This window comes from Pseudomonas sp. S2_H01 (assembly GCF_054668305.1).
In genome coordinates, this window is record NZ_CP162756.1 from 988,340 (window position 1) to 1,012,902 (window position 24,563).

General features: G+C 59.6%; 19 protein-coding genes. 8 read left to right on the forward strand and 11 right to left on the reverse strand.

What is annotated here, in order from left to right; all coding sequences use genetic code 11:
• Positions 1–33: 33 nt before the first annotated feature.
• The 9 genes from bamA to rpsB all read right to left on the reverse strand — a co-directional run bounded on the left by bamA (position 34) and on the right by rpsB (position 10,012).
• Positions 34–2,409: an outer membrane protein assembly factor BamA gene (gene bamA, locus AB4N84_RS04445; protein ID WP_460045368.1), complete on the reverse strand. Its 2,376-nt coding sequence runs from the start codon at positions 2,407–2,409 to the stop codon at positions 34–36.
• Positions 2,410–2,484: 75 nt separating this feature from the next.
• Positions 2,485–3,837, reverse strand: coding sequence for a sigma E protease regulator RseP (gene rseP, locus AB4N84_RS04450; RefSeq protein WP_460045369.1), 1,353 nt, complete (start codon positions 3,835–3,837; stop codon positions 2,485–2,487).
• A 93-nt stretch (positions 3,838–3,930) separates the two neighbouring features.
• The gene (gene ispC / locus AB4N84_RS04455) at positions 3,931–5,121 is read right to left on the reverse strand and encodes a 1-deoxy-D-xylulose-5-phosphate reductoisomerase (RefSeq protein ID WP_074752730.1); all 1,191 of its coding nucleotides are present in this window, start codon (positions 5,119–5,121) and stop codon (positions 3,931–3,933) included.
• A complete protein-coding gene (locus tag AB4N84_RS04460) occupies positions 5,118–5,936 on the reverse strand; it encodes a phosphatidate cytidylyltransferase (protein WP_074752731.1) in 819 nt (272 codons plus the stop codon). The genes ispC and AB4N84_RS04460 overlap by 4 nt, the downstream gene beginning before the upstream one ends.
• Positions 5,936–6,691: a polyprenyl diphosphate synthase gene (gene uppS, locus AB4N84_RS04465; RefSeq protein WP_074752732.1), complete on the reverse strand. Its 756-nt coding sequence runs from the start codon at positions 6,689–6,691 to the stop codon at positions 5,936–5,938. Before uppS ends, AB4N84_RS04460 begins: the two co-directional genes overlap by 1 nt.
• A gap of 17 nt (positions 6,692–6,708) precedes the next feature.
• Positions 6,709–7,266 (reverse strand): ribosome recycling factor, encoded by a 558-nt coding sequence (gene frr, locus AB4N84_RS04470; protein ID WP_074752733.1) that lies wholly within the window; start codon positions 7,264–7,266, stop codon positions 6,709–6,711.
• Positions 7,263–8,006 (reverse strand): UMP kinase, encoded by a 744-nt coding sequence (gene pyrH, locus AB4N84_RS04475; RefSeq protein WP_019692086.1) that lies wholly within the window; start codon positions 8,004–8,006, stop codon positions 7,263–7,265. Before pyrH ends, frr begins: the two co-directional genes overlap by 4 nt.
• A 214-nt stretch (positions 8,007–8,220) precedes the next feature.
• The gene (gene tsf / locus AB4N84_RS04480) at positions 8,221–9,084 is read right to left on the reverse strand and encodes a translation elongation factor Ts (protein WP_074752734.1); all 864 of its coding nucleotides are present in this window, start codon (positions 9,082–9,084) and stop codon (positions 8,221–8,223) included.
• A gap of 187 nt (positions 9,085–9,271) precedes the next feature.
• The gene (gene rpsB, locus AB4N84_RS04485) at positions 9,272–10,012 is read right to left on the reverse strand and encodes a 30S ribosomal protein S2 (RefSeq protein WP_074752735.1); all 741 of its coding nucleotides are present in this window, start codon (positions 10,010–10,012) and stop codon (positions 9,272–9,274) included.
• Between the two features lie 337 nt (positions 10,013–10,349).
• On the opposite strand from rpsB, the gene map reads away from it, so the two are divergent.
• From map to dapC, 3 genes are all read left to right on the forward strand, one after another.
• Positions 10,350–11,132 carry a type I methionyl aminopeptidase gene (map, locus tag AB4N84_RS04490; protein ID WP_460045370.1) on the forward strand — a complete coding sequence of 261 codons (783 nt, stop codon included), beginning with the start codon at positions 10,350–10,352 and terminating at the stop codon, positions 11,130–11,132.
• Between the two features lie 50 nt (positions 11,133–11,182).
• Positions 11,183–13,882 carry a [protein-PII] uridylyltransferase gene (locus tag AB4N84_RS04495; protein ID WP_074752737.1) on the forward strand — a complete coding sequence of 900 codons (2,700 nt, stop codon included), beginning with the start codon at positions 11,183–11,185 and terminating at the stop codon, positions 13,880–13,882.
• A gap of 80 nt (positions 13,883–13,962) precedes the next feature.
• Positions 13,963–15,159 carry a succinyldiaminopimelate transaminase gene (gene dapC, locus AB4N84_RS04500; RefSeq protein WP_460045371.1) on the forward strand — a complete coding sequence of 399 codons (1,197 nt, stop codon included), beginning with the start codon at positions 13,963–13,965 and terminating at the stop codon, positions 15,157–15,159.
• A gap of 16 nt (positions 15,160–15,175) precedes the next feature.
• On the opposite strand, the gene AB4N84_RS04505 is transcribed toward dapC, so the two are convergent.
• A complete protein-coding gene (locus tag AB4N84_RS04505) occupies positions 15,176–16,825 on the reverse strand; it encodes a Na+/H+ antiporter (RefSeq protein WP_460045372.1) in 1,650 nt (549 codons plus the stop codon).
• Between the two features lie 233 nt (positions 16,826–17,058).
• Here AB4N84_RS04505 and AB4N84_RS04510 point away from each other — a divergent pair, with 233 nt between their 5' ends.
• From AB4N84_RS04510 to AB4N84_RS04525, 4 genes are all read left to right on the forward strand, one after another.
• Positions 17,059–17,415, forward strand: coding sequence for an ArsC family reductase (locus AB4N84_RS04510; RefSeq protein WP_460045373.1), 357 nt, complete (start codon positions 17,059–17,061; stop codon positions 17,413–17,415).
• A gap of 31 nt (positions 17,416–17,446) precedes the next feature.
• A complete protein-coding gene (dapD, locus tag AB4N84_RS04515) occupies positions 17,447–18,481 on the forward strand; it encodes a 2,3,4,5-tetrahydropyridine-2,6-dicarboxylate N-succinyltransferase (RefSeq protein ID WP_460045374.1) in 1,035 nt (344 codons plus the stop codon).
• A gap of 128 nt (positions 18,482–18,609) precedes the next feature.
• The gene (locus AB4N84_RS04520; RefSeq protein ID WP_460045375.1) at positions 18,610–19,815 is read left to right on the forward strand and encodes an aminotransferase class V-fold PLP-dependent enzyme; all 1,206 of its coding nucleotides are present in this window, start codon (positions 18,610–18,612) and stop codon (positions 19,813–19,815) included.
• Positions 19,812–20,216 carry a SufE family protein gene (locus AB4N84_RS04525; RefSeq protein WP_460045376.1) on the forward strand — a complete coding sequence of 135 codons (405 nt, stop codon included), beginning with the start codon at positions 19,812–19,814 and terminating at the stop codon, positions 20,214–20,216. Before AB4N84_RS04520 ends, AB4N84_RS04525 begins: the two co-directional genes overlap by 4 nt.
• Before the next feature lie 564 nt (positions 20,217–20,780).
• Here the strand turns inward: AB4N84_RS04525 and tcdA are convergent.
• Positions 20,781–21,611, reverse strand: coding sequence for a tRNA cyclic N6-threonylcarbamoyladenosine(37) synthase TcdA (gene tcdA / locus AB4N84_RS04530; protein ID WP_460045377.1), 831 nt, complete (start codon positions 21,609–21,611; stop codon positions 20,781–20,783).
• 360 nt (positions 21,612–21,971) lie between these two features.
• Between tcdA and AB4N84_RS04535 the strand changes: the two genes are divergently transcribed.
• Positions 21,972–24,560, forward strand: a complete 2,589-nt coding sequence (locus AB4N84_RS04535) for a glycosyltransferase family 2 protein (RefSeq protein ID WP_074752746.1) — start codon at positions 21,972–21,974, stop codon at positions 24,558–24,560.
• Positions 24,561–24,563: the final 3 nt, after the last annotated feature.

Consider the following 24,563-nt stretch of genomic DNA (forward strand, 5'->3'; position numbering starts at 1 on the left):
GCAAATCCGTTGTCGTTATCAGTGATCAGACCCTTAGAAGGTCTGACCGAGAGAGAATTGGAACACTTGGGTTTCGGTGCTGTTGTCCGGCTTCTTGACCGGCATCGCCAGTGCAAAACTCAACGGACCCAAAGCGGTTACCCATGTCACGCCGACGCCGACGGAGCTGGCCAGACCGGAGAGGTCAGGACCGTTACACTCGATTTTTTCGCCAGTCGTGGTGGTTTTGTTGCCGGTGCAGTTGGTGTCGAAAACGTTACCCACGTCCCAGAACAGCGAGGTGCGCAGGGAACGTTGATCCTTGATGAACGGCAGCGGGAACAGAATCTCCGCGCCGCCCGTGATCAGGACGTTACCACCGAACGGCAGAGGATCCTGGTCCGGGTCCGCAAGCGTACCGCGCTTCGTACCACTGCTTGGCGTACTGCGAGGACCCAGGGTGCTGTCCTTGAAACCACGCACCGAGTTGAAGCCACCCGCGTAGTAGTTTTCATAGAACGGCAGACCGGAGGTCGAGCCGTAACCGTCGCCATACCCCAGCTCGGAGTGCAGACGCAGCGTGGTGTTGGTGGTGATCGGGTGGAACAGCTGGCCACGGTAGTCAAGTTTGTAGAACGACAGATCGCTGCCCGGAATCGTGGTTTCCAGCGTCAGGCTTTGCGAAGACCCGCGGGTTGGCAAGGTGCCTTTGTTCAGGGTCGATTCGGACCAGCCGACGGACGCCTTGAAGTTGGTGAAGCTGTCGCCTTCCTTGTCGATGAAGTCGAAGATTTCGTCAACGGTATAGGTACCGGTACTCAGCTCGTCGCGCTGCACAGACAGACCGAAGTTCAAACGCGATGTCTCGCTGATCGGGTAACCCATGTTGATACCGGCACCCAGGCTGTCCACCGAGTAGCTCGCCACGTCAACATCGAGGTCGTCGTAGTTGGTCTTACGGTAGAAGGCGCTGTAACCCAGGCTCACACCGTCCGGCGTAAAGTACGGATCGACGTAGCTGAAGTTGTAGCGGGTCTGGTATTCACTTTTGGTCAGACCGATGCTGACCTTGTTACCCGTACCCAGGAAGTTGTTCTGGCTGATGGAACCACCCAGGATCAGACCGGCGCTCTGTGCAAAACCAACGCTGGCAGTGATCGAACCGGACGCCTGCTCTTCCACGGCGTAGTTCACGTCAACCTGGTCATCAGTGCCCGGCACCGCAGGGGTTTCAACGTTCACTTCCTTGAAGAAGCCCAGTCGGTCGAGACGGGTCTTGGACTGGTCGATCAGGTAAGTAGAAGCCCAACCGCCTTCCATTTGACGCATTTCACGACGCAGCACTTCGTCCGCAGTCTTGGTGTTGCCGCGGAAGTTGATGCGGTTGACGTAGGCACGTTTGCCCGGATCGACGGCAAACAGGATGTCTACGGTGTGGTCAGCATCGTTCGGGGTCGGAACGCCGTTGACGTTGGCGAAGGTGTAACCCTCGTTACCCAGACGACGGGTGATCAGTTCGGACGTGGTGGTCATGACCTTACGCGAGAAGACCTGACCCGGCTTGACCAGCAGCAGCGATTTGACCTGATCTTCAGGCACCTTGAGGTCGCCGCTCAGCTTGACCGACTTGACGCTGTACTTCTCGCCTTCATGGATGTTGACGGTGATGTACACGCTCTTCTTGTCGGGCGTGATGGACACCTGAGTCGAGGCGATATCCATGTTGATATAGCCGCGGTCAAGGTAGTACGAACGCAGACGTTCCAGGTCGCCGGACAGTTTTTCCCGGGCGTACTTGTCGTCGTTCTTGAAGAAGGAAAGCCAGTTGGTGGTTTTCAGCTCGAACAGGTCGGTCAGGTCTTCTTCTTTGAAGACCGAGTTGCCCACGACATTGATGTGCTGGATCGCAGCGACCGCACCTTCGTTGATGTTGATCTTCAGGCCAACGCGGTTGCGCGGCTGAGGCACGACTTCGGTGGCAACTTCTGCCGAGTAGCGGCCCTGGGCCACGTACTGACGCTGCAGCTCGTTACGAACGCCTTCCAGGGTCGCGCGCTGAAAGATCTCGCCTTCCGCCAGACCGGACTGTTTCAGGCCTTTCATGAGGTCTTCGGTCGTGATCGCCTTGTTACCTTCGATCTCGATGCTCGCCACCGACGGACGCTCGACCACTGTGATGACCAGAACGTTGCCGTCACGGCCCAGCTGGATGTCCTGGAAGAATCCGGTTTTGAACAGCGCACGCGTGGCGTCGACAAGACGCGCGTCATCGGCCTGTTCACCCACATTCAACGGCAACGCACCAAAGACGCTGCCGGCGGAAACCCGCTGCAGGCCGTTGACACGGATATCGGAGATAGTGAAGGACTCGGCGTGAACTTCGGCGATCATCAGTACGGCAAGAACCGCAGTTAGCAGCAGACGTTTCATGAAGTCCTTTCTTATTCCAACTGGCAATAAACAAACTGCCGCAAAATGCGGCAGATTCACAATTCGGCGTAGCTTTTACAGTCGTCCCAGATCGTTGACCAGTGCGAGCAACATGACTCCAACCACCAGACTTATCCCGATCTGAACCCCCCAGCCCTGTACTTTTTCTGACAGTGGACGACCACGCACCCACTCGACCAGATAAAACAGCAAGTGCCCCCCGTCCAACACCGGAATGGGCAGCAAATTGAGAACCCCCAGGCTTATGCTCAGATAAGCAAGGAAATTCAAGAAGTCACCTACACCTGACTGGGCCGAAGCGCCCGCCACTTTAGCAATGGTTATCGGTCCGCTCAAGTTTTTTACCGACAGCTCGCCGAACAACATTTTCTTCAGCGAATCGAGGGTCAGTACGCTCATGGTCCAGGTGCGTCTCGCGCCCTCTGCCACGGCGGCGAGCGGGCCGTAACTGACTTCACGGAGCATTTCCGGTGGCCAGTCGACACCTTTCACGCCTGCGCCCAGATACCCCGTCGCGGCCTTCCCTTCGCCATGAGCCACCAGCGTGACCGGCACGTCGATTTTCGCACCGTCGCGCTCGACGGTCAGCGAAATTCGGGTATCAGGACGGACACGAACCCAGTCAACGACCTGCTGCCATTCGTTGAGCGGCTGCCCATCCAGAGCCAGCAGGCGATCACCTGTTTTGAGGCCAGCGGCTTGCGCAGGCCCTTTGGGGTCGAGCTCAGCCAGTACTGGCGCCAGCGCCGGGCGCCACGGACGAATACCCAGCGAGCGGATCGGATCCGGCTCATCGGCACCTTTAAGCCAGTTATCCAGTACCAGCGCGTGCGGCGTGTCGACGTCGGACCCTTGCTCACGCACCTTCAATGCAATGCTGCCGGTCTCACCCAGACGGCGCACCAGCTGCAGGTTGACAGAGGACCAGCCGGTGGTGGCCTCGCCATCTACTGAAACGATTTCCTGTCCCGAGGCCAGACCCGCCTTTTCCGCGATACTGCCGGCCTCGACACCCCCAATGACTGGACGCACCTGCTGGCTGCCCAACATGGCGAGCACCCAGAAAAATACAATGGCCAGCAAAAAGTTGGCGACCGGTCCCGCGATGACAATGGCGATTCGCTGGTAAACCGACTTGCGATTGAAGGATTGATCGACCAGCTCGGGCGGCACATCCCCCTCGCGCTCATCGAGCATCTTCACGTAACCGCCCAGCGGTATGGCCGCCAGGACATACTCAGTGCCCTTGCGGTCATGCCAGCGCAACAGTGGCATGCCGAACCCGACCGAGAAACGCAAAACCTTGACGCCACAACGCCGGGCCACCCAAAAGTGACCGAACTCGTGAAAGGTTACCAGCACACCCAACGCAACCAGGGTGCCGACAATCATGTATAGCGCGCTCATCGCTGTTCTCCGGGTACCGGTTTAGCGCTGCGGGCGCATCTGAAATGCATCGCTGCCCACAGTGATGGACCTGTGCCTTCTGGCATTTGCCGTTTACCGCCCATGGCGGCTGAGCCATTGCTCAGCCAGCACACGAGCCTTTGCGTCGACTTCAAAAACCGTCTCAAGCTCGTTCACCGCAACGACAGGCTCAAGATTCAAGACCTCGTCGATCATACTCGCGATTTCCGGATAACGAATACGCTGTTCCAGAAACGCTGCAACAGCCACTTCATTGGCGGCATTCAAGACCGCCGGAGCACTGTTGCCGGTTTCCGCAGCTTGCCGTGCCAGACGCAGGCAAGGGAAGCGCAATTCGTCTGGCGCCTGGAAATCCAGCCGCGCAATACTGAACAGGTCCAGCGGCGCAACACCCGAATCAATACGCTCCGGCCAAGCCAGCGCATGGGCGATCGGGGTTCGCATGTCCGGATTACCCAACTGGGCCAGCACCGAACCGTCGACGTAGTCCACCATCGAATGGATGACGCTCTGCGGATGAATGACCACTTCGATACGCGCCGGAGCGGTATCGAACAGCCAGCAGGCTTCGATCAACTCGAGACCTTTGTTCATCATGCTCGCCGAGTCCACGGAGATTTTGCGCCCCATTGACCAGTTCGGATGCGCACACGCCTGCTCGGGGGAGACGTGCTCGAGATCCGCCAGCGGCGTCTCGCGGAATGGACCGCCCGAAGCCGTGAGCAGGATCCGCCGCACGCCGACTGCACCAAGACCGCTGGCGTAGTTGCCCGGCAAGCACTGAAAGATGGCGTTGTGTTCGCTGTCCAGCGGCAGCAAAACCGTGCCGCTGCGGCGCACCGCCTGCATGAAGAGAGCGCCCGACATGACCAGCGCTTCCTTGTTGGCCAGCAGCACCTTCTTGCCCGCTTCGACGGCGGCCAGGGTCGGGCGCAAGCCGGCGGCACCGACGATCGCCGCCAGCACGGTGTCGACCTGTGGATGGGCCGAGACTTCGCACAGTCCGCCCTCCCCCACCAACACGCGGGTATCGAGGCCAGCAGCGCGCAAATCGTCCTGCAACTGACGCGCCGCCAGTGCGGTCGGGACCACCGCGAAGCGAGGCGTATGGCGAACGCACAATGCCAGCAGCTCGGCCAGACGCGTGAAGCCGGTCAGCGCAAAGACCTGATAGCGCGACGGATGACGAGCAATCACGTCAAGGGTGCTGAGGCCCACCGAGCCGGTAGCGCCCAGCACGGTAATCTGTTGAGGGCCGCTCACATCACGCCCCAATCTTTCGCTGCCCACAGCAGCAACGCGAAAACCGGAATGGCAGCGGTCAGGCTGTCGATGCGATCAAGCACGCCCCCATGACCCGGCAACAGGTTGCTGCTGTCCTTGACCCCGGATTTACGCTTGAACATGCTTTCGGTCAGGTCGCCGACCACGGAAATGAGCACCACGATCGCCGCGCACACCAGCGCAAACAGAATCTCGGGAAACGACCAGCCACGGGAGATCCCCACGACGGCGGTGATGACCAGGCAGGCTGCAAGGCCGCCATACAGCCCTTCCCAGCTTTTTCCAGGACTGACCTTCGGCGCAAGCTTGCGCTTGCCGAATGCCTTGCCGGAGAAGTAAGCACCGATGTCGGCACCCCACACCAACACCATGACCGCCAGGATCAGCCAGTTACCCATCGGTTCCTGTTTGATCAGAACCAGCCCTTGCCACGCCGGCAGCAAAATCAGCAGGCCGATGAACAGCTTGCAGATCACGCTGGACCAGTGGTCACTGGACTCAGGATACGTGAGCACCAGCCAGGTCGCTGCCAGCCACCAGATCAGCGCAGCCACCAGAATCCAGGGCGCAAGGCCCGGAAGCAGGTAGAGCACAAACAGCAGGACCGCCACGACGGTCGCGTAAAGCACACGAATCGACTGGGTTTCGAACCCCGCCAGTCGCGCCCATTCCCAGGCACCGAGCGCAACCACTGCACCGATGAACAGCGCAAAGCTGCCGCCCTCGAGCAGAAAGAAGCCGCACAGGGCGAGTGGCGCAAGGATCAGCGCTGTAATGATTCGTTGTTTGAGCATTAAGCACGGGCTCCAGCTTCTACCTGCTCGCTGGTTTTCCCGAAGCGGCGTTGGCGCGAAGCGAAATCGGCCAGCGCGTGGCGCATGGCATCGTGTTTGAAGTCCGGCCAGAACAGGTCGGAGAAATACAGCTCGGCATACGCCAGCTGCCACAGCAGGAAATTGCTGATGCGATGCTCGCCACCCGTGCGAATGCACAGGTCGGGCAACGGCAAATCACCCGTCGCGAGACAGGTCTGCAGCAGTTCCGGCGTGATGTCTTCCGGACGCAGGTGTCCGGCCTGAACCTCACGCGCCAGACGCTGCGCAGCCTGAGCGATATCCCACTGACCGCCGTAATTGGCGGCGATCTGCAGGACAAAGCGGCTGTTGCCCGCGGTACTGGCTTCTGCCTCGCGGATGGCCGCCTGCAACTCGGGGTGAAACCGTGAACGGTCCCCGATGATGCGCAGGCTGATGCCGTTCTCGTTCAAGCGCTTGGTCTCGCGACGCAAGGCTGTAAAGAACAGCTCCATCAATGCCCCGACCTCCTCGGCCGGGCGCTGCCAGTTTTCACTGGAGAACGCGAACAGCGTCAGCACCTCGACTTTCGCCTCGGCACACACCTCGATCACCGCTCGGACCGCATCCACGCCAGCCTTGTGACCCGCCACACCCGGCAACAGACGCTTTTTAGCCCAGCGGTTGTTCCCATCCATGATGATCGCGACATGACGCGGTACCGATGACGGCACAGCCAGCTTCGTCTTTTCCATGAAAGCTTCCTGACCCCTTATACGGCCATCAGGTCCTTTTCTTTTTCTTCCGTGGCCTTGGTGATCTGGGCCTCGAAGTCTTTGATCAGCTTGTCGATTTCAGCAGTACCACGACGCTCTTCGTCTTCGCTGATTTCCTTGTCCTTGACCAGCTTTTTCAGATCGCCCAACGCATCGCGACGAATATTTCGCACTGCAACACGCGCATCTTCAGCCGCACTGCGCGCCTGCTTGGTGAACCCCTTGCGGGTTTCTTCGGTCAGGGCCGGCATCGAGATCAACAGCATCTCGCCGAGGTTGGTGGGGTTGAGGTTCAAACCGGCGCTCTGGATCGCCTTGTCCACCGCCGAAAGCATATTGCGCTCAAACGCGACGACTTGAAGGGTCCGGGAGTCTTTTACCGTGACGTTGGCCACACCGCTCAACGGCGTATCGGCGCCGTAGTAAGGCACCATGACGCTGCCCAGGATGCTGGGGTGTGCCTTGCCGGTACGAATCTGACCAAATGCATGGTGCAGGGATTCGATGGATTTCTGCATGCGCTCTTGAGCGTCTTTTTTGATGTCGTTGATCATTGTTCGCCTTCCTCGATCAAGGTTCCTTCCGCCCCGCCATGCACGATATTCAGCAATGCGCCGGGCTTGTTCATATTAAAGACACGCAGTGGCATCTTGTGGTCACGGCACAGGCAGATGGCCGTGAGATCCATAACGCCCAGCTTGCGATCCAGCACTTCATCGTAAGTCAGATGATCGAACTTCTCGGCATGCGGGTCTTTGAATGGATCGGCAGTGTACACACCATCGACCTTGGTTGCCTTCAACACGACGTCGGCGTCGATTTCGATGGCACGCAAACAGGCTGCCGAATCCGTGGTGAAGAACGGATTGCCGGTCCCCGCCGCGAAAATGACGACTTCTTTTGCGTTCAGGTGACGCATGGCTTTGCGGCGATCGTAGTGATCGGTCACGCCTACCATGGAAATGGCCGACATTACGATGGCGGAGATATTGGCACGCTCGAGCGCGTCACGCATTGCCAACGCGTTCATCACAGTGGCCAGCATGCCCATGTGGTCGCCTGTCACCCGATCCATACCGGCAGCACTCAGCGCCGCACCACGGAACAGGTTGCCACCGCCGATGACCAGACCGACCTGGACACCGATTCCAACCAGTTGACCCACTTCAAGCGCCATGCGATCCAGCACTTTAGGGTCGATACCGAACTCTTCGGACCCCATCAGGGCCTCGCCGCTAAGCTTGAGTAGAATGCGTTTATAGCGAGCTTGATAACCACTGCCCTGCTGAGCCATTGCGAATCTCTCCTGCGGCGTTTTAAAAAAAATCTTCAGAGCTGCGGGCCGTTTCAGCCTGCGGCTTGCGAGCCTGCTAACTCTAGGCTACTGCGTCAGGGATGTGCAGCCTCGTAAGCCACTCTCCCTGAAAAAACAAATTCCCCGCCGCTTTGACAAAGAGGCTGCGCGCGTGAGCGGGCAGCCTCTTTGGGGCGACAGTGGTAAAACCGTCTTATTGCTTGCTGGCAGCTACTTGAGCAGCGACTTCTTCAGCGAAGTTGTCGACTGGCTTCTCGATGCCTTCGCCTACTTTGAAGTAGGTGAACGAAACGATTTCAGCACCGGCTTTCTTGGCCAGCTCACCGACCTTGATTTCCGGGTTCTTGACGAACGCTTGCTCGACCAGGCTGGCTTCAGCCAGGAACTTGGAGATACGGCCGGCAACCATCTTCTCGGCGATATCGGCAGGCTTGCCTTTCAGCTTGTCTTCGTTCAGCTGCAGGAAGACATTCTTCTCGCGCTCGATCGCTTCAGCGGAAACGTCGGTAGGCAGCAGGAATTCAGGGTTGCTGGCAGCCACGTGCATGGCGATGTCTTTGGCCAGTTCAGCGTCGCCGCCTTTGAGAGCCACAACGACACCAATCTTGTTGCCGTGCAGGTACGAACCCAGTACGTCGCCTTCAACACGCGCCAGACGACGGATGTTGACGTTTTCGCCGACTTTGGCAACCAGAGCGGTACGCTCGGTTTCCTGAGCTTCGATCAGTTGCTCAACGGTAACGTCTTGCTGATCGAACGCTTTTTCGACGCTGGAAGCGACGAAGTTCTTGAAGTCGTCCTGCAGAGCCAGGAAGTCGGTCTGCGAGTTGACTTCGATCAGGACAGCACGCTTGCCGTTGTCCTTGATTGCGATGGCGCCTTCGGCAGCGATGTTGCCTGCCTTTTTAGCGGCCTTGATTGCGCCGGATGCACGCATATCGTCGATGGCTTTTTCGATGTCGCCGCCAGCCTTGGTCAAGGCCTTTTTGCAGTCCATCATGCCTTCGCCAGTACGCTCGCGCAGTTCTTTGACCAACGCTGCAGTAATCTCTGCCATTTCAAAATCCTCTTGGATAGGTCTTCAACCATTCCACCCGCCGGGCGGGCGTTCAAATTCTTGAAAATCCATGGTGACAGCTGCGCATGACAATAAGATCGATGGCAACGCCAGATGGTTTTCGAGGTGGCAAAAAGGGGGCCAAGCCCCCTTTTTGCGTACTGAGTAAACGCTAGGCGTTTGCTACTCAGCCTTCAACAGTTGCCGCTGGAGCTTCTTCAACGTAAACGTCGGTGCCGCCAGCAACGTTGTTGCGACCACGGATAACAGCGTCAGCCATCGAACCCATGTACAGCTGGATGGCGCGAATGGCGTCATCGTTACCTGGGATGATGTAGTCAACGCCTTCCGGGCTGCTGTTGGTATCGACTACGCCGATAACCGGGATACCCAGCTTGTTGGCTTCGGTGATCGCGATGCGCTCGTGATCAACGTCGATAACGAACAGTGCGTCTGGCAGACCGCCCATGTCCTTGATACCACCCAGGCTACGATCCAGCTTTTCCAGATCGCGAGTACGCATCAGCGCCTCTTTCTTGGTCAGCTTGGCGAACGTACCGTCTTCAGCCTGAACTTCAAGCTCACGCAGACGCTTGATGGAAGCACGGATGGTTTTGAAGTTGGTCAGCATGCCGCCCAACCAGCGGTGATCGACGTACGGCGAACCGCAACGTGCTGCTTCTTCAGCAACGATCTTGCCAGCGGAACGCTTGGTGCCGACGAACAGAATCTTGTTTTTGCCCTGAGCCAGGCGCTCAACGAAAGTCAGCGCTTCGTTGAACATAGGCAGGGTTTTTTCAAGGTTGATGATGTGAATCTTGTTACGCGCGCCGAAAATGTACTTACCCATTTTCGGATTCCAGTAACGGGTTTGGTGACCGAAGTGCACACCGGCCTTCAGCATATCGCGCATATTGACTTGGGACATGATAGTTCCTTGATAAGTCGGGTTAGGCCTCCACGTATCCCAATGACCAACCAACGGCTTGAACCGAGGGCACCCAGGTCATCGTGTCGACACGTGTGTGGGTTTGGGCTTTCGGGGCTTACCCCGTAAAGCGGCGCATTTTATATCACAAAAGCTCTGATAACGGAACCCGAAATAACATCCTGTTTTCAGGGGCTTTTTGTCTGCGTTGCGCCAACGGACGATGAGCCCGCCAGCCGCTATATAAGGAAGCGATGATAACCCGCCCGGCGGCGGTCTGGTAGAATCGCGTTTTTCCGTGTTTAGCTGCGGCCCTGCCGCGCCGAGAGAGCCTTGTATGTCCGTTACCCTCAAAACCCCTGAAGACATCGAAAAGATGCGAATTGCCGGTCGTCTGGCCGCAGACGTCCTGGAAATGATCGGGTCGTACGTCAAGCCTGGCGTCACCACCGATGAACTGGACCGCATCTGCCATGACTACATCGTCAACGAGCAGAAGGCCATTCCGGCTCCGCTGAACTACAAGGGTTTCCCGAAATCCATCTGCACTTCGATCAACCATGTGGTCTGCCACGGTATTCCCAACGAGAAACCGCTGAAGGACGGCGACGTGCTGAACATCGACGTGACCGTCATCAAGGACGGCTACCACGGCGACACCAGCAAGATGTTCCATGTCGGCAAAGTGCCCGAGTGGGCAGAACGCCTGTCGAAGATCACCCAGGAGTGCATGTATAAAGGCATCGAAATCGTCAAGCCGGGGGCTCACCTGGGCGATATCGGTGAAGTCATCCAGAAGCACGCCGAGAAAAACGGCTTCTCCGTGGTGCGCGAGTACTGTGGCCATGGCATCGGCAAGGTGTTTCATGAGGAACCACAGGTCCTGCATTACGGCAAAGCGGGCACCGGCATGGAGCTCAAGGAAGGCATGACGTTCACCATCGAGCCGATGATCAACCAAGGCAAGGCCGACACGCGCCTGCTCGGCGACGGCTGGACAGCCATCACCAAGGATCGCAAGCTGTCGGCGCAGTGGGAACACACCATTCTGGTCACCGCCACCGGCTATGAAATCTTCACCCTGCGCAGCGACGACACCATTGCACGCACGTCGGCGTGATCACCACGTGCTACTTACACAGCCGGTATAGATAGAAGGAAAGCAGTTCGATGCCGCAGGTGGACCCAGATTTGTTCGATCGCGGCCAGTTCCAGGCCGAACTGGCGTTGAAGGCGAGCCCGATCGCCGCCTTTAAAAAAGCCATCCGTCAGGCCCGCGAGGTGCTGGACGAGCGTTTCAAGTCTGGCCGGGAGATTCGCCGGCTGATCGAGGATCGCGCCTGGTTTGTGGACAACATCCTGCAACAGGCCTGGGAACAGTTTGACTGGAGCGAAGACGCCGACATCGCCCTGCTGGCGGTCGGCGGCTACGGCCGTGGCGAGCTGCACCCCTACTCCGACATCGACCTGCTGATCCTGCTCGACAGCGCTGATCACGAGATTTTTCGCGACTCCATCGAGCGCTTTCTGACATTGCTGTGGGACATTGGTCTGGAAGTCGGTCAGAGCGTGCGCTCTGTCGATGAGTGTGCCTCGGAAGGCCGCGCTGACCTGACGGTGATCACCAACCTGATGGAAAGCCGCACCATTGCGGGCCCGGAGCATCTGCGCCAGCGCATGCTGGAAGTCACCAGCACCCGTGAAATGTGGCCGAGCAAGGAATTCTTCCTCGCCAAACGGGCCGAGCAGAAGACGCGCCACCACAAGTATTTCGACACCGAATACAACCTGGAGCCCAACGTCAAAGGCTCGCCAGGTGGCCTGCGTGATATTCAGACCATCCTGTGGGTGGCACGGCGTCAGTACGGCACCCTGAATCTGCACGCGCTCGCCGACCAGGGTTTTCTGCTCGAGAGCGAGAACGCGCTGCTGGCGTCTTCGCAGGAATTTCTCTGGAAGGTCCGCTACGCACTGCACATGCTGGCCGGCCGATCCGAGGACCGGCTGCTGTTCGATTACCAGACCAACATTGCGCGCCTGCTCGGTTATCAGGACAGCGACGCGAAGCTCGCCATCGAGCGCTTCATGCAGAAGTACTACCGCGTGGTCATGAGCATCGCCCAACTGAGCGACCTGATCATCCAGCACTTCGAGGAAGTGATTCTGTCGGACGACGAGAACACCGTCACCGAATCGATCAATTCACGGTTCCAGCTGCACGACGGTTACATCGAAGCGACCAACCCGAACGTCTTCAAGCGTACCCCGTTCGCCATGCTGGAAATTTTCGTGTTGATGGCGCAGCACCCGGAAATCAAGGGTGTGCGCGCGGACACCATTCGCCTGCTGCGCGAACATCGGCACTTGATCAATGATGATTTCCGCAACGATATCCGCAATACCAGCCTGTTTATCGAGCTGTTCAAGTGCGAGATCGGTATTCACCGCAATCTGCGGCGTATGAACCGTTACGGGATCCTGGGTTTGTATCTGCCGGAGTTCGGACACATCGTCGGGCAGATGCAGCATGACCTGTTCCATATCTATACGGTCGATGCCCACACCCTTAATCTGATCAAACACCTGCGTAAGCTTCAGTACACGCAGGTGTCAGAGAAATTCCCGCTTGCCAGCAAGCTCATGGGCAAACTGCCCAAACCGGAGCTGATCTACCTGGCGGGCCTCTACCACGACATCGGCAAAGGCCGTGGCGGCGATCACTCGGAACTGGGCGCGGTGGATGCAGAGGCTTTTGCCATTCGCCATCATTTGCCGCACTGGGACACCCAACTGATTGTCTGGCTGGTACAGAATCACTTGGTGATGTCCACCACCGCGCAGCGCAAAGACTTGTCCGACCCTCAGGTGATCCACGATTTTGCCCAGTTCGTGGGTGACGAAGTGCACCTTGATTACCTCTATGTGCTGACCGTCGCCGATATCAACGCGACCAACCCGACGCTCTGGAACTCGTGGCGTGCCAGCCTGTTGCGCCAGCTGTACACCGAAACCAAGCGCGCACTCAAACGCGGCCTGGAAAACCCGGTGGACCGCGAGGAACAGATCCGCCGCACGCAAAGCGCCGCGCTGGATATCCTGGTGCGCAACGGCACCGACCCGGACGACGTCGAGCAACTGTGGTCGCAGCTGGGGGATGACTACTTCCTGCGTCATACCGCAGGCGACGTCGCATGGCACAGTGACGCCATCCTGCAGCAACCTGCCGACGGCGGACCACTGGTCCTGATCAAAGAGACCACGCAGCGCGAATTCGAAGGCGGCACACAGATCTTCATCTACGCGCCGGACCAGCACGATTTCTTTGCGGTAACCGTGGCGGCAATGGATCAGCTGAACCTGAACATTCACGACGCACGGGTTATCACCTCGACCAGCCAGTTCACCCTCGACACCTACATCGTGCTGGACAGTGAGGGCGGCTCGATCGGCGAAAACCCTGAGCGGATCAAGGCCATTCGCGACGGTCTCACCGAAGCGCTGCGCAACCCGGACGATTACCCGACCATCATCAAACGTCGCGTGCCGCGCCAGCTCAAGCATTTCGCCTTCGCGCCGGTGGTGACCATTTCGAACGATGCGCAGCGTCCGGTCACCGTGCTCGAACTGAGCGCGCCTGATCGTCCAGGCCTGCTGGCCCGTGTCGGCAAGATTTTCCTGGAGTTCGATCTGTCACTGCAGAACGCCAAGATCGCAACGCTCGGCGAGCGCGTGGAAGACGTGTTCTTCCTGACCGACGAAAACAACCAGCCGCTGTCCGATCCGCAATTGTGCAGCCGCCTGCGGGACGCGATCGTCCAGCAGTTGAGCGTCAACCCGGAGCCGAGCAGCGAACTGCGGATCAGCATCTGACACTCGATTCAACGACCCGAACATTCGATTCAAGGCGCCCTCCCGAGGGAAGGCGCCCCGCTTCTTGAGACCGATCGCCCATGAATAACGCACTGCAACAGCTTCAGCCTTACCCGTTCGAAAAGCTTCGCGCCCTGCTCGGCAGTGTCACGCCGAACCCGGACAAGAACCCCATTGCGCTCTCTATTGGCGAACCCAAGCACACGTCACCGGCGTTCGTCGCCAAAGCATTGGCCGACAACCTCACCCAGATGGCGGTCTATCCCACCACTGCGGGCATTCCTGCATTGCGTGAAGCCATCGCCCAATGGTGCGAACGTCGTTTCAGCGTCCCGCAAGGCTGGCTGGACGCAGGCAAGCACGTGCTGCCGGTCAACGGCACGCGTGAAGCGCTGTTTGCCTTCACCCAGACGGTGGTCAACCGCAGTGACGACGCACTGGTGGTGAGCCCTAACCCGTTCTACCAGATCTATGAGGGCGCAGCGTTCCTGGCTGGCGCCAAGCCGCATTACCTGCCTAGCCTGGCCGAACACGGCTTCAATCCGGATTTCGACGCAGTGCCTGCCGATATCTGGAAGCGTTGCCAGATCCTGTTCCTGTGCTCCCCGGGCAACCCGACGGGCGCATTGATCCCCGTCGACACACTGAAAAAACTCATCGCACTGGCCGACGAACATGATTTCGTGATCGCCGCCGACGAGTGCTACAGCGAGCTGTATTTCGACGAAGGCACCCCGCCGCCAGGCCTGCTCAGCGCTTGCGTTGAACTGGGCCGCAAAGACTTCAAACGTTGTGTGGTGTTTCACAGTCTGTCAAAGCGCTCGAACCTGCCGGGGCTGCGTTCGGGTTTCGTGGCTGGCGATGCCGATATCCTCAAAGCCTTTCTGCTGTACCGCACCTATCACGGTTGCGCGATGCCCGTTCAAACCCAGCTCGCGAGCATTGCGGCCTGGAACGACGAAGAACACGTACGCGCCAACCGCACGCTGTATCGCGAGAAGTTTGACGCCGTATTGGCCATCCTCTCGCCGGTCATGGACGTACAGCGCCCCGATGGCGGCTTTTACTTGTGGCCGAGCGTCGGTGGCGACGATGCACAATTCTGCCGCGACCTGTTCGTCAACGAACACGTGACCGTGGTGCCAGGCTCCTACCTGTCCCGTGATGTCGACGGTTTCAACCCGGGTGCCGGCCGCGTGCGCATGGCGCTGGTAGCACCACTGGCCGAGTGCGTCGAAGCGGCGGAGCGGATTCGCGAGTTCATCAGAAACCGTTGATCGCGGTTCGGCGGGGCTATTTCACCACGCCAAGGTTGGCCTCGTTCAGGTCCAGCTCTGCCAGCACGACACGCAGCACGTCATCACCGATCTGGTGATGACGGTGCAGGCTGTACAGCTCCAGTCGCTGGGCCCGCAGCGCATTGACGCGCATCCGCTTCTCCAGCTGATCCATCTGAAACGCCAGGGCCTGGGCCTCGGCGGTGTCGTTGAAGATCTCCAGGCGATGCCGGTATTCGGACATGATCCGCGACTTCACTTCGGTGGCCAGCACGGCCTGGGCGGCATCGGGCGAGGTGCTGGTGGCGCCGGGAATCTCCTGGTTTTCCAGTGTCTGGATGGCCGCCTCGGCGGTGCGCTTCCAGGCGTCACGCACTTCCCGCTTGAGGCGCAGGTCCGGTTCGGAAACCAGCCCGCGCAACAGCAGTGGCAAACAGATGCTCGCCACCACCAGCGACAGCAGGATCACACCCGCCGCGATGAAAATCAGCAGATCCCGCTCGGGAAACGCGACGCCTGCGGCGATCAGCATGGGCACCGACAACGTACCGGCGAGTGTCACCGCTCCCCGCACACCGCCCACCGTCAGCAGCAACGAGGAACGCGCCGACAATTCGACCATGCCTTCGTTATGCCCGCGCCAACGCCCGACCAGCACCATCAGACGCCAGACGCTGCGCACCCAGACATAGCGAAGCACCGCCAGGACGACAAAAATCGCCAGCACATCAAGGCAGCGCCAGAGCAAGGTCGGCCAGAGCGTGGGCTCGTCGTGGGTAACCGCGCTGACGATGTCCGGCAGTTGCAAACCCAGCAGCAGAAAAATCAGGCCATTGAACGCGAACTCCAGCAAGGTCCAGACACTGCGATTGAGCAACCGGGTGCTGGTCTGACGCGGCAGGAGGTCGACCCAGCTTTGCATCATGCCCGCGGCCACCGCCGAGAGGATACCCGACAGTTCCAGTCGTTCTGCCAGCACATACGCGGCAAACGGCAGCAGCAACATGAACACCACGTGGGTCGCCGGATCGTCCCAGCCTCGGGTGATCATCCAACTGCGAAAACGCCCCACCAGCCAGCTCAGGACCACGCCGACTGCCAGGCCGCCGCACGCGACCAGCACGAACGTGAGGCTCGCATCGGTGAGTGAGAAGACGCCGGTGATGGCGGCCGCCAAAGCGAATTTGAAGGTCACCAGGCCCGTGGCGTCGTTCATCAACGCTTCGCCTTGCAACAGCCGCATGATCGGCGCGGGCAGACGGTCCTGAGCAATCGCCGACACCGCCACAGCATCTGTCGGCGACAGTACAGCGCCCAGTGCGAATGCCACCGGCAACGCAATGGTCGGCAACAGCCAGTGGATGAAATACCCCGCGCCGATCACGGTGAAGATCACAAGCCCGACCGCCATGGTCAGGATCGGGCCGCGATAGCGCCAGAAATCGCGCTTCGGCATGCGCCAGCCATCGGAGAACAACAGCGGCGGCAGAAACAGGAAAAGAAACAGCTCGGGATCCAGCGCGACGTGCAACCCGAGGGTGGGCCACGCCAGCAACGCGCCCGCTGCGATCTGCACCAGAGGCAGCGGCAGCGGAATGACCCGGGCCAGCAATCGCGAGACACCTACCAGCGTCAACAAGATAAGGACGGTATAGGCTGTCTGCATTGCGTGTTTCCCCGAGCGAGCGACTTTTTGACTGACACCCCGAGCAGACCCGAGCGCAGCGTCGAAGTGCCATATTAGCCGTTTAAGCTCGTGCCACGTCTTGATACATAGGTATGACCGCGTACCAAAATCCTCTGTAAACCCTTTCAACGCATCGGCAGTCCGCGCCCAAGCGGTTTGTACGTGGCATAATCCGTCACCGTTTTTTTCAACATCCCAAAGGGGGCAAGCTCATGGCCGATAAAAAATTGCACCTTTACGGGATCAAAGCGTGCGACACGATGAAGAAGGCTCGCACCTGGCTCGATGAAAAACCGGTGAGCTACGATTTCCACGACTACAAAACGCAGGGCATCGACCGCGAACACCTGACCCAGTGGTGCAATGAGCACGGCTGGCAGACGGTGCTGAATCGCGCCGGTACGACCTTTCGCAAACTGGACGAGGCGCAGAAAGACGATCTCGACCAGGACAAGGCGATCGAACTGATGCTCGCCCAGCCGTCGATGATCAAGCGCCCGGTGCTGGATCTTGGCGACAAAACCCTGATTGGTTTCAAACCCGAACTGTACGCAGCGGCTATCGCCTGATTGAGATAGCCCTAAATAACGAGGTATTTCCATGTCCACTTCCCTGTTCAGCCTGGCCTTCGGCGTTGGCACTCAAAACCGTCAAGGCACCTGGCTGGAAGTTTTCTACGCCCTGCCGCTGCTCAACCCGTCGGCTGAAATCGTCGCCGCCGTTGCGCCAGTCCTGGGTTACACCGGTGGCAACCAGGCCATCACCTTCAACACTGACCTCGCCTCGAAGCTGGCTGACGCGTTGAAATCGGTCGACGCAGCACAGGCTGCGCTGCTGACCCGCCTGGCGGAAAGCCACAAGCCGCTGGTCGCCACGCTGCTGGCCGAAGATGCCGCGCTGACGTCCACGCCTGAGGCTTACCTCAAGCTGCATCTGTTGTCTCACCGCCTGGTCAAGCCTCATGGCCTGAGCCTGGCGGGCGTGTTCCCGTTGCTGCCAAACGTGGCGTGGACCAGCCAGGGTGCCATCGACCTGGGCGAGCTGGCCCAGCGTCAGCTGGAAGCCCGTCTGAAAGGCGAGCTGCTGGAAGTCTTCTCCGTCGACAAGTTCCCGAAAATGACCGACTACGTCGTGCCGGCTGGCGTGCGCATCGCTGACACGGCACGCGTCCGTCTGGGCGCCTACATCGGCGAAGGCACCACCGTGATGCACGAGGGTTTCGTCAACTTCAACGGCGGCACCGAAGGCCCGGGCATGATCGAAGGCCGTGTATCGGCTGGCGTATTCGTCGGCAAGGGTTCGGACCTGGGCGGCGGTTGCTCGACCATGGGCACCCTGTCTGGCGGTGGCAACATCGTGATCAAGGTGGGCGAAGGCTGCCTGATCGGCGCGAACGCAGGCATCGGTATCCCGTTGGGCGACCGCAACACCGTGGAAGCCGGTCTGTACATCACCGCAGGCACCAAGGTCGCCCTGCTGGATGACAAGAACGAACTGGTCAAGGCGCTCAAAGCCCGTGATCTGGCCGGTCAACCGGACCTGCTGTTCCGTCGCAACTCGCAAACCGGCGCCGTGGAATGCAAATCCCACAAGTCGGCCATCGAGCTGAACGAAGCGCTGCACGCTCACAACTGATCGACATGTGAGGCGAATTCATTCCGGACAGTGTCTGGACAAGGGACGTTACCTTCGTGACGTCCCTGTCGGCAGCACCGCCGCATTGCGAATGAATTCGCTCCCACAGTGGAGAGAGCACGATCCTCATGTCCCTTATTTCTCCCTGGCGCGCTGACTTTCCTGCCCTCGACGCCCTTGAACGGCAAGGCCAGACCTACCTGGACAGCGCCGCCACCGCACAAAAGCCTCAAGCCCTGATCGACGCGCTGGCGCATTACTACGGCAATGGCGCCGCCAATGTGCACCGTGCCCAGCATTTGCCGGGTGCCCTGGCGACTCAGGCGTTCGAGGACACTCGCCACAAAGTAGCCGAATGGTTGCATGCAGGTGCTTGCGGGCAGGTCGTGTTTACCCATGGCGCAACTTCCGCCTTCAACCTGCTGGCCTGCGGGCTGGAACATCTGTTTCAGGCCGGCGACGAGATCGTTATCAGTGCACTGGAACACCACGCCAACCTGCTGCCCTGGCAGCAACTGGCTAAACGCCGCGACCTGAAGCTGGTGGTGCTGCCGCTGACCGCACAGGGCGTGATCGATCTGGACGCTGCGCGCAACCTGATCGGTTCGCGGACGCGTCTGCTTGCCGTCAGCCAGTTGTCCAACGTGCTGGGCACCTGGCAGCCGGTGGCCCCGTTGATTGCGCTGGCGAAGGCTCATGGGGCTTTCACCGTGATCGACGGGGCTCAAGGTGTGGTCCACGGTCGCCACGACGTACAGGCGCTGGACTGCGATTTTTACGTGTTTTCCAGCCACAAACTCTACGGTCCTGACGGCGTCGGTGTGTTGTTCGGTCGGCATCAGGCCCTGGCGCAGCTGCGGCCCTGGCAATTCGGTGGCGAGATGGTGTTGCAGACCGATTATCACCACGCGACCTTTCGCCCTGCCCCATTGGGTTTCGAGGCCGGTACGCCACCTGTTTCCGGCGTGATCGGGCTGGGCGCGACGCTGGACTACCTGAACGATGTCAACCACCTCGCAGCTGCCGAGCATGAGGCGAATCTGCACGCGCTTCTGCGTGCCGGGCTGGTGCTGCGCGAGGGCGTGCAACTGGTGGGTGAGCCCGAGGTGGCGTTGGTGAGCTTCGTGATCGACGGTGTGCACAACGCTGATCTGGCGCATTTACTCACCGAGCAAGGCATCGCCATGCGTGCGGGTCACCATTGCGCAATTCCGCTGATCAACACACTGGGCCTGTCCGGTGCCATCCGTGTATCGCTGGGGATTTACAACGATTCCGACGACCTGGAGCGGTTTTTCAACGCGCTGGATCAGGCATTGGAGTTGCTGCGATGAATCTGCCCGAACCGGCCCGCACAGCGGTTGAAACGTTCGGCACCTCGCTGAGCTGGGAGCAGCGTGCCCGTTTGCTCATGCAATGGGGCGACCGGTTGCCGGCCATGGCGGACGACGAGAAGACCGACGAGCATCTCGTGGACGGTTGCGAGAGCAAAGTCTGGCTGCTCGCCGACGTCATCGACGGTCACTGGCAATTTCGTGCCGCGAGCGATGCGCGGTTGATTCGCGGGCTGGTGGCGCTGCTGCTGGCACGGGTCAACGGTCTGTCGGCACAGGACCTGGAACAGGTCGACCTGCCGGACTGGTTCAATCAGTTGGGCTTGAGCCGCCACTTGTCACCGTCACGCAGCAACGGCCTGAATGCGGTGTTGCAGAGGATGCGGCAGCTGGCGGGTTGAGCCACGGACGCTGACGACGGTTTCACCCTGTGGGAGCAAGCTCGCTTGTAGGGTGTGCATTTCCACCATCTGGGGTGACGCTGATGGTTTGGTTTGTCCTAACGTCCAAACTGTTCCGCCTTCGGCGGGTTACTTGAAAACCGGAATGCCGGACCATCCCCAAGTAACCAAGGGTCTCCGGCTCCTGGTTGGGCTCCTCCTTCGTCGGAGTTCCTTCACTCCGGCGACGCTCCGTGGGTCCGCGCTGAACGGACATCCATGTCCTAGCAGCGCTCTCGCGGCATCCATGCCGCTCGACCCACTCCGCGCCACCTGCGTTCAGCCTGCACCCAAGTCGCGTTTTGTGGTGTCTGGCCTGCTGCGGTATGAAGATCAAAAGCCAGAGCGCGCTTTGCGCCATTTGGGTGATTGTTCCCACGCTCCGCGTGGTAACAGATGCAATGGCGCTCTGCGTCATCCAGGAGGTGACGCATGCTGTCAGGCGTTGCGACGCTCGATAAGCGGATTGACACCACTGGTTTGAGAACCATCGAATCTCCAACACCGGTAAAGACCACCAGCCATTCAGGACTGAGCAGTTTCCTTCGCCTTAGCCCGATCAGCCGGGCGTCTTACGCCCGCGACGATCTTGTCCACCGCTTTGGTCGCGGCCACCATGCCGAAGGTGGCGGTCACCATCATCACGGCGCCAAATCCACCGGCGCAATCCAGCTTCACGCCGTCGCCCACGAAGCTCTTCTGCAGGCAGATGCTGCCGTCCGGCTTCGGGTAACGCAGTTGTTCGGTCGAAAACACGCACGGCACGCTGTAATGACGAGTGACGGTGCGCGAGAAGCCATAATCACGGCGCAGGGTCGAGCGCACCTTTGAAGCCAGCGGGTCGTTGTAAGTGCGATTGAGGTCACAGACCTGAATCAGCGTCGGGTCGATCTGCCCGCCCGCACCGCCCGTGGTGATGATCTGGATCTTGCGACGCTTGCACCAGGCGATCAGCGCCGCTTTGGCATTGACGCTGTCGATGCAGTCGAGCACGCAGTCGATATTCGGCGTGATGTACTCAGCCATGGTCTCGCGGGTGACGAAGTCGGCCACGGCGTGCACGGTGCAATCCGGGTTGATTTCACGCAGACGGTCGGCCATGACCTCGACCTTGGGCCGACCGACGGTGCTGGTCAGGGCATGCAGTTGGCGGTTGCTGTTGCTGACGCAGACGTCGTCCATGTCGAACAGCGAGATCTCGCCCACGCCGCAACGGGCCATGGCTTCCGCCGCCCACGAACCGACGCCGCCGATACCGACCACCGCGACATGGGCCGCGCGCAAACGCTCCAGGCCTTCGATACCGTACAAACGGGCGACGCCAGCAAACCGCGGATCTTCTGTGCTCATGACCAATACCCCAAAAAACCGGCGCGCATTATAGGCCGTGCCTGAATTTGGGACAGCTGTCTGTTACAAGTGTTTGGTCTGAAAAACAGGATCTTCTCTTTGAAGCTGTTCCCTGTGGGAGCGAATTCATTCGCGAGAGGACCGCACAACCGACATCCATGCATCGACTGGAAAATCTTTCGCAAATGAATTCGCTCTCACAGGCAGTGTTTTCCGCGCCTACAAATCGGCAAGCGCCAACCTATCAGAGAGAAACGGACTACATTTTTTTCGGAATAGAACTTCAACCCTTGTCGACTGCCAAAGCTCTTGCCAGCTGACGTTCGTCAGCTTTTCCCCGTTCCCCGCTTGGAACCTGAAGTACCTATGCCATCGCGTAAATTTGGACTCAACCTGGTTGTCGTCGTGGCGATCGCCGCGCTGTTTACCGGTTTCTGGGCGTTGATCAACCGCCCGGTCACCGCCCCCAACTGGCCGGAACAGATCTCTGGATTCTCCTACTCCCCGTTCCGACTGGGGCAAAACCCACAGAAAGGCGTGTACCCGTCCGACGAGGAAATGCGTCAAGACCTGGAGCTGATGAGCAAAGAGACTGACAACATCCGCATTTATTCCGTGGATGGCAGCCTCAAGGACATCCCCAAGCTGGCCGAAGAGTTTGGCCTGCGTGTCACGCTGGGCATCTGGATCAGCCCGGATCTGGAGCGTAACGAGCGAGAAATAAACACCGCCATCGAACTGGCCAACACCACCCGCAGCGTGGTTCGGGTCGTCGTGGGTAACGAGGCGCTGTTTCGCGAAGAGATCACCCCCAAGGACCTGATTGCGATCCTCGACCGTGTGCGCGCGGCGGTAAAAGTGCCGGTCACCACCTCCGAACAGTGGCATATCTGGGAGAAATACCCGGAGCTCGGCAAGCATGTCGATCTGATCGCTGCGCACATCTTGCCGTACTGGGAACACATCCCGATGGAGAAAGCCGGCCAGTTCGTATTCGACCGGGCGCGGGAACTGAAGCACATGTTCCCGAAAAAGCCGCTGCTGCTGTCGGAAGTCGGCTGGCCGAGTAACGGCCACATGCGCGGCGGCGCCGATGCAACGCAGGCCGATCAGGCGATTTACCTGCGTACGCTGGTCAACAAACTCAACCGCCAAGGCTTCAATTACTTCGTGATCGAGGCCTTCGACCAGCCGTGGAAGGCCAGCGACGAAGGGTCGGTCGGCGCGTACTGGGGCGTGTTCAACGCCGCGCGCCAGCAGAAATTCAACTTCGAAGGCCCTGTGGTCGCGATCCCGCAGTGGCGCGTGCTGGCGATTGGCTCCGCAGTGCTGGCGATGCTGGCACTGGCCTTGATGCTGATCGATGGCTCGGCCCTTCGCCAGCGTGGTCGGACCTTCCTGACGTTCATCGCATTCCTTTGTGGTTCGGTGTTGGTGTGGATCGGCTACGACTACAGCCAGCAATACAGCACCTGGTTCAGCCTGCTGGTCGGGTTCCTCCTGGCGCTCGGTGCTTTCGGGGTCTTCATCGTGCTGTTGACCGAGGCGCACGAATTGGCCGAAGCGGTCTGGACCCACAAGCGGCGTCGTGAATTCCTGCCGGTTGAAACGGACACCGCCTACAGACCGAAAGTCTCGGTGCATGTGCCCTGCTACAACGAGCCGCCGGAGATGGTCAAACAGACCCTCAACGCCCTGGCCGCGCTGGATTACCCGGATTTCGAAGTGTTGCTGATCGACAACAACACCAAAGACCCGGCCGTCTGGGAGCCGGTGAAGGCCCATTGCGAGATGCTCGGCGAGCGCTTCAAGTTCTTTCACGTCGCGCCACTGGCCGGCTTCAAGGGCGGTGCGCTGAACTACCTGATCCCGCACACCGCGCCGGACGCCGAAGTGATCGCAGTGATCGACTCGGACTACTGCGTCGACCGCAACTGGCTCAAGCACATGGTCCCGCACTTCGCCGACCCGAAAATTGCCGTTGTGCAGTCGCCACAGGATTACCGCGACCAGCATGAAAGCGCGTTCAAGAAACTGTGCTATTCGGAATACAAAGGTTTCTTCTACATCGGCATGGTCACCCGCAACGACCGCGACGCAATCATCCAGCACGGCACGATGACCATGACCCGTCGATCGGTGCTGGAAGAATTGGGCTGGGCCGACTGGTGCATTTGTGAAGACGCCGAGCTGGGCCTGCGCGTGTTCGAAAAAGGTTATTCGGCGGCGTACGCCCACAACAGCTACGGCAAAGGCCTGATGCCGGACACCTTCATCGACTTCAAGAAGCAGCGTTTCCGCTGGGCCTATGGCGCTATTCAGATCATCAAGCGTCACGCCGCCAGCCTGCTGCGTGGCAAGGACACTGAGCTGACCCGTGGCCAGCGCTATCACTTCCTCGCGGGCTGGCTGCCGTGGGTCGCCGATGGCATGAACATCTTCTTCACGGTCGGAGCGCTGTTGTGGTCGTCGGCGATGATCATCGTGCCCAATCGGGTCGATCCGCCCCTGCTGATTTTTGCGATTCCGCCGCTGGCGCTGTTCTTCTTCAAGGTCGGCAAGATCATCTTCCTGTACCGTCGCGCCGTCGGCGTGAACCTCAAGGATGCGTTCTATGCCGCGCTGGCCGGGCTGGCGTTGTCGCACACCATTGCGAAGGCGGTGCTGTATGGCTTCTTCACCACCAGTATCCCGTTCTTCCGCACGCCTAAAAATGCGGACAGCCACGGTCTGTTGGTCGCGATTTCCGAAGCGCGGGAGGAGCTGTTCATCATGTTGCTGCTGTGGGGCGCGGCACTGGGCATCTGCCTGGTGCAGGGTCTGCCAAGCAATGACATGCGTTTCTGGGTGACCATGTTGCTGGTGCAATCGCTGCCGTATCTGGCCGCGCTGATCATGGCCTTCCTGTCCTCGCTGCCCAAACCCAAGACAGCGACCGAGCCCGCCACGGCCTGAAAC

Bases quoted from the DNA above. Each gene is read 5' to 3' on its own strand.
- frr (WP_074752733.1), bottom strand. From the start codon at position 7,266: ATGATCAACGACATCAAAAAAGACGCTCAAGAGCGCATGCAGAAATCC.
- AB4N84_RS04525 (WP_460045376.1), top strand. From the start codon at position 19,812: ATGAATCTGCCCGAACCGGCCCGCACAGCGGTTGAAACGTTCGGCACC.
- AB4N84_RS04535 (WP_074752746.1), top strand. From the start codon at position 21,972: ATGCCATCGCGTAAATTTGGACTCAACCTGGTTGTCGTCGTGGCGATC.
- AB4N84_RS04510 (WP_460045373.1), top strand. From the start codon at position 17,059: ATGGCCGATAAAAAATTGCACCTTTACGGGATCAAAGCGTGCGACACG.
- map (WP_460045370.1), top strand. From the start codon at position 10,350: ATGTCCGTTACCCTCAAAACCCCTGAAGACATCGAAAAGATGCGAATT.
- AB4N84_RS04520 (WP_460045375.1), top strand. From the start codon at position 18,610: ATGTCCCTTATTTCTCCCTGGCGCGCTGACTTTCCTGCCCTCGACGCC.
- rseP (WP_460045369.1), bottom strand. From the start codon at position 3,837: ATGAGCGCGCTATACATGATTGTCGGCACCCTGGTTGCGTTGGGTGTG.
- tsf (WP_074752734.1), bottom strand. From the start codon at position 9,084: ATGGCAGAGATTACTGCAGCGTTGGTCAAAGAACTGCGCGAGCGTACT.
- dapD (WP_460045374.1), top strand. From the start codon at position 17,447: ATGTCCACTTCCCTGTTCAGCCTGGCCTTCGGCGTTGGCACTCAAAAC.
- pyrH (WP_019692086.1), bottom strand. From the start codon at position 8,006: ATGGCTCAGCAGGGCAGTGGTTATCAAGCTCGCTATAAACGCATTCTA.
- rpsB (WP_074752735.1), bottom strand. From the start codon at position 10,012: ATGTCCCAAGTCAATATGCGCGATATGCTGAAGGCCGGTGTGCACTTC.
- bamA (WP_460045368.1), bottom strand. From the start codon at position 2,409: ATGAAACGTCTGCTGCTAACTGCGGTTCTTGCCGTACTGATGATCGCC.
- dapC (WP_460045371.1), top strand. From the start codon at position 13,963: ATGAATAACGCACTGCAACAGCTTCAGCCTTACCCGTTCGAAAAGCTT.
- AB4N84_RS04460 (WP_074752731.1), bottom strand. From the start codon at position 5,936: ATGCTCAAACAACGAATCATTACAGCGCTGATCCTTGCGCCACTCGCC.
- AB4N84_RS04505 (WP_460045372.1), bottom strand. From the start codon at position 16,825: ATGCAGACAGCCTATACCGTCCTTATCTTGTTGACGCTGGTAGGTGTC.
- uppS (WP_074752732.1), bottom strand. From the start codon at position 6,691: ATGGAAAAGACGAAGCTGGCTGTGCCGTCATCGGTACCGCGTCATGTC.
- AB4N84_RS04495 (WP_074752737.1), top strand. From the start codon at position 11,183: ATGCCGCAGGTGGACCCAGATTTGTTCGATCGCGGCCAGTTCCAGGCC.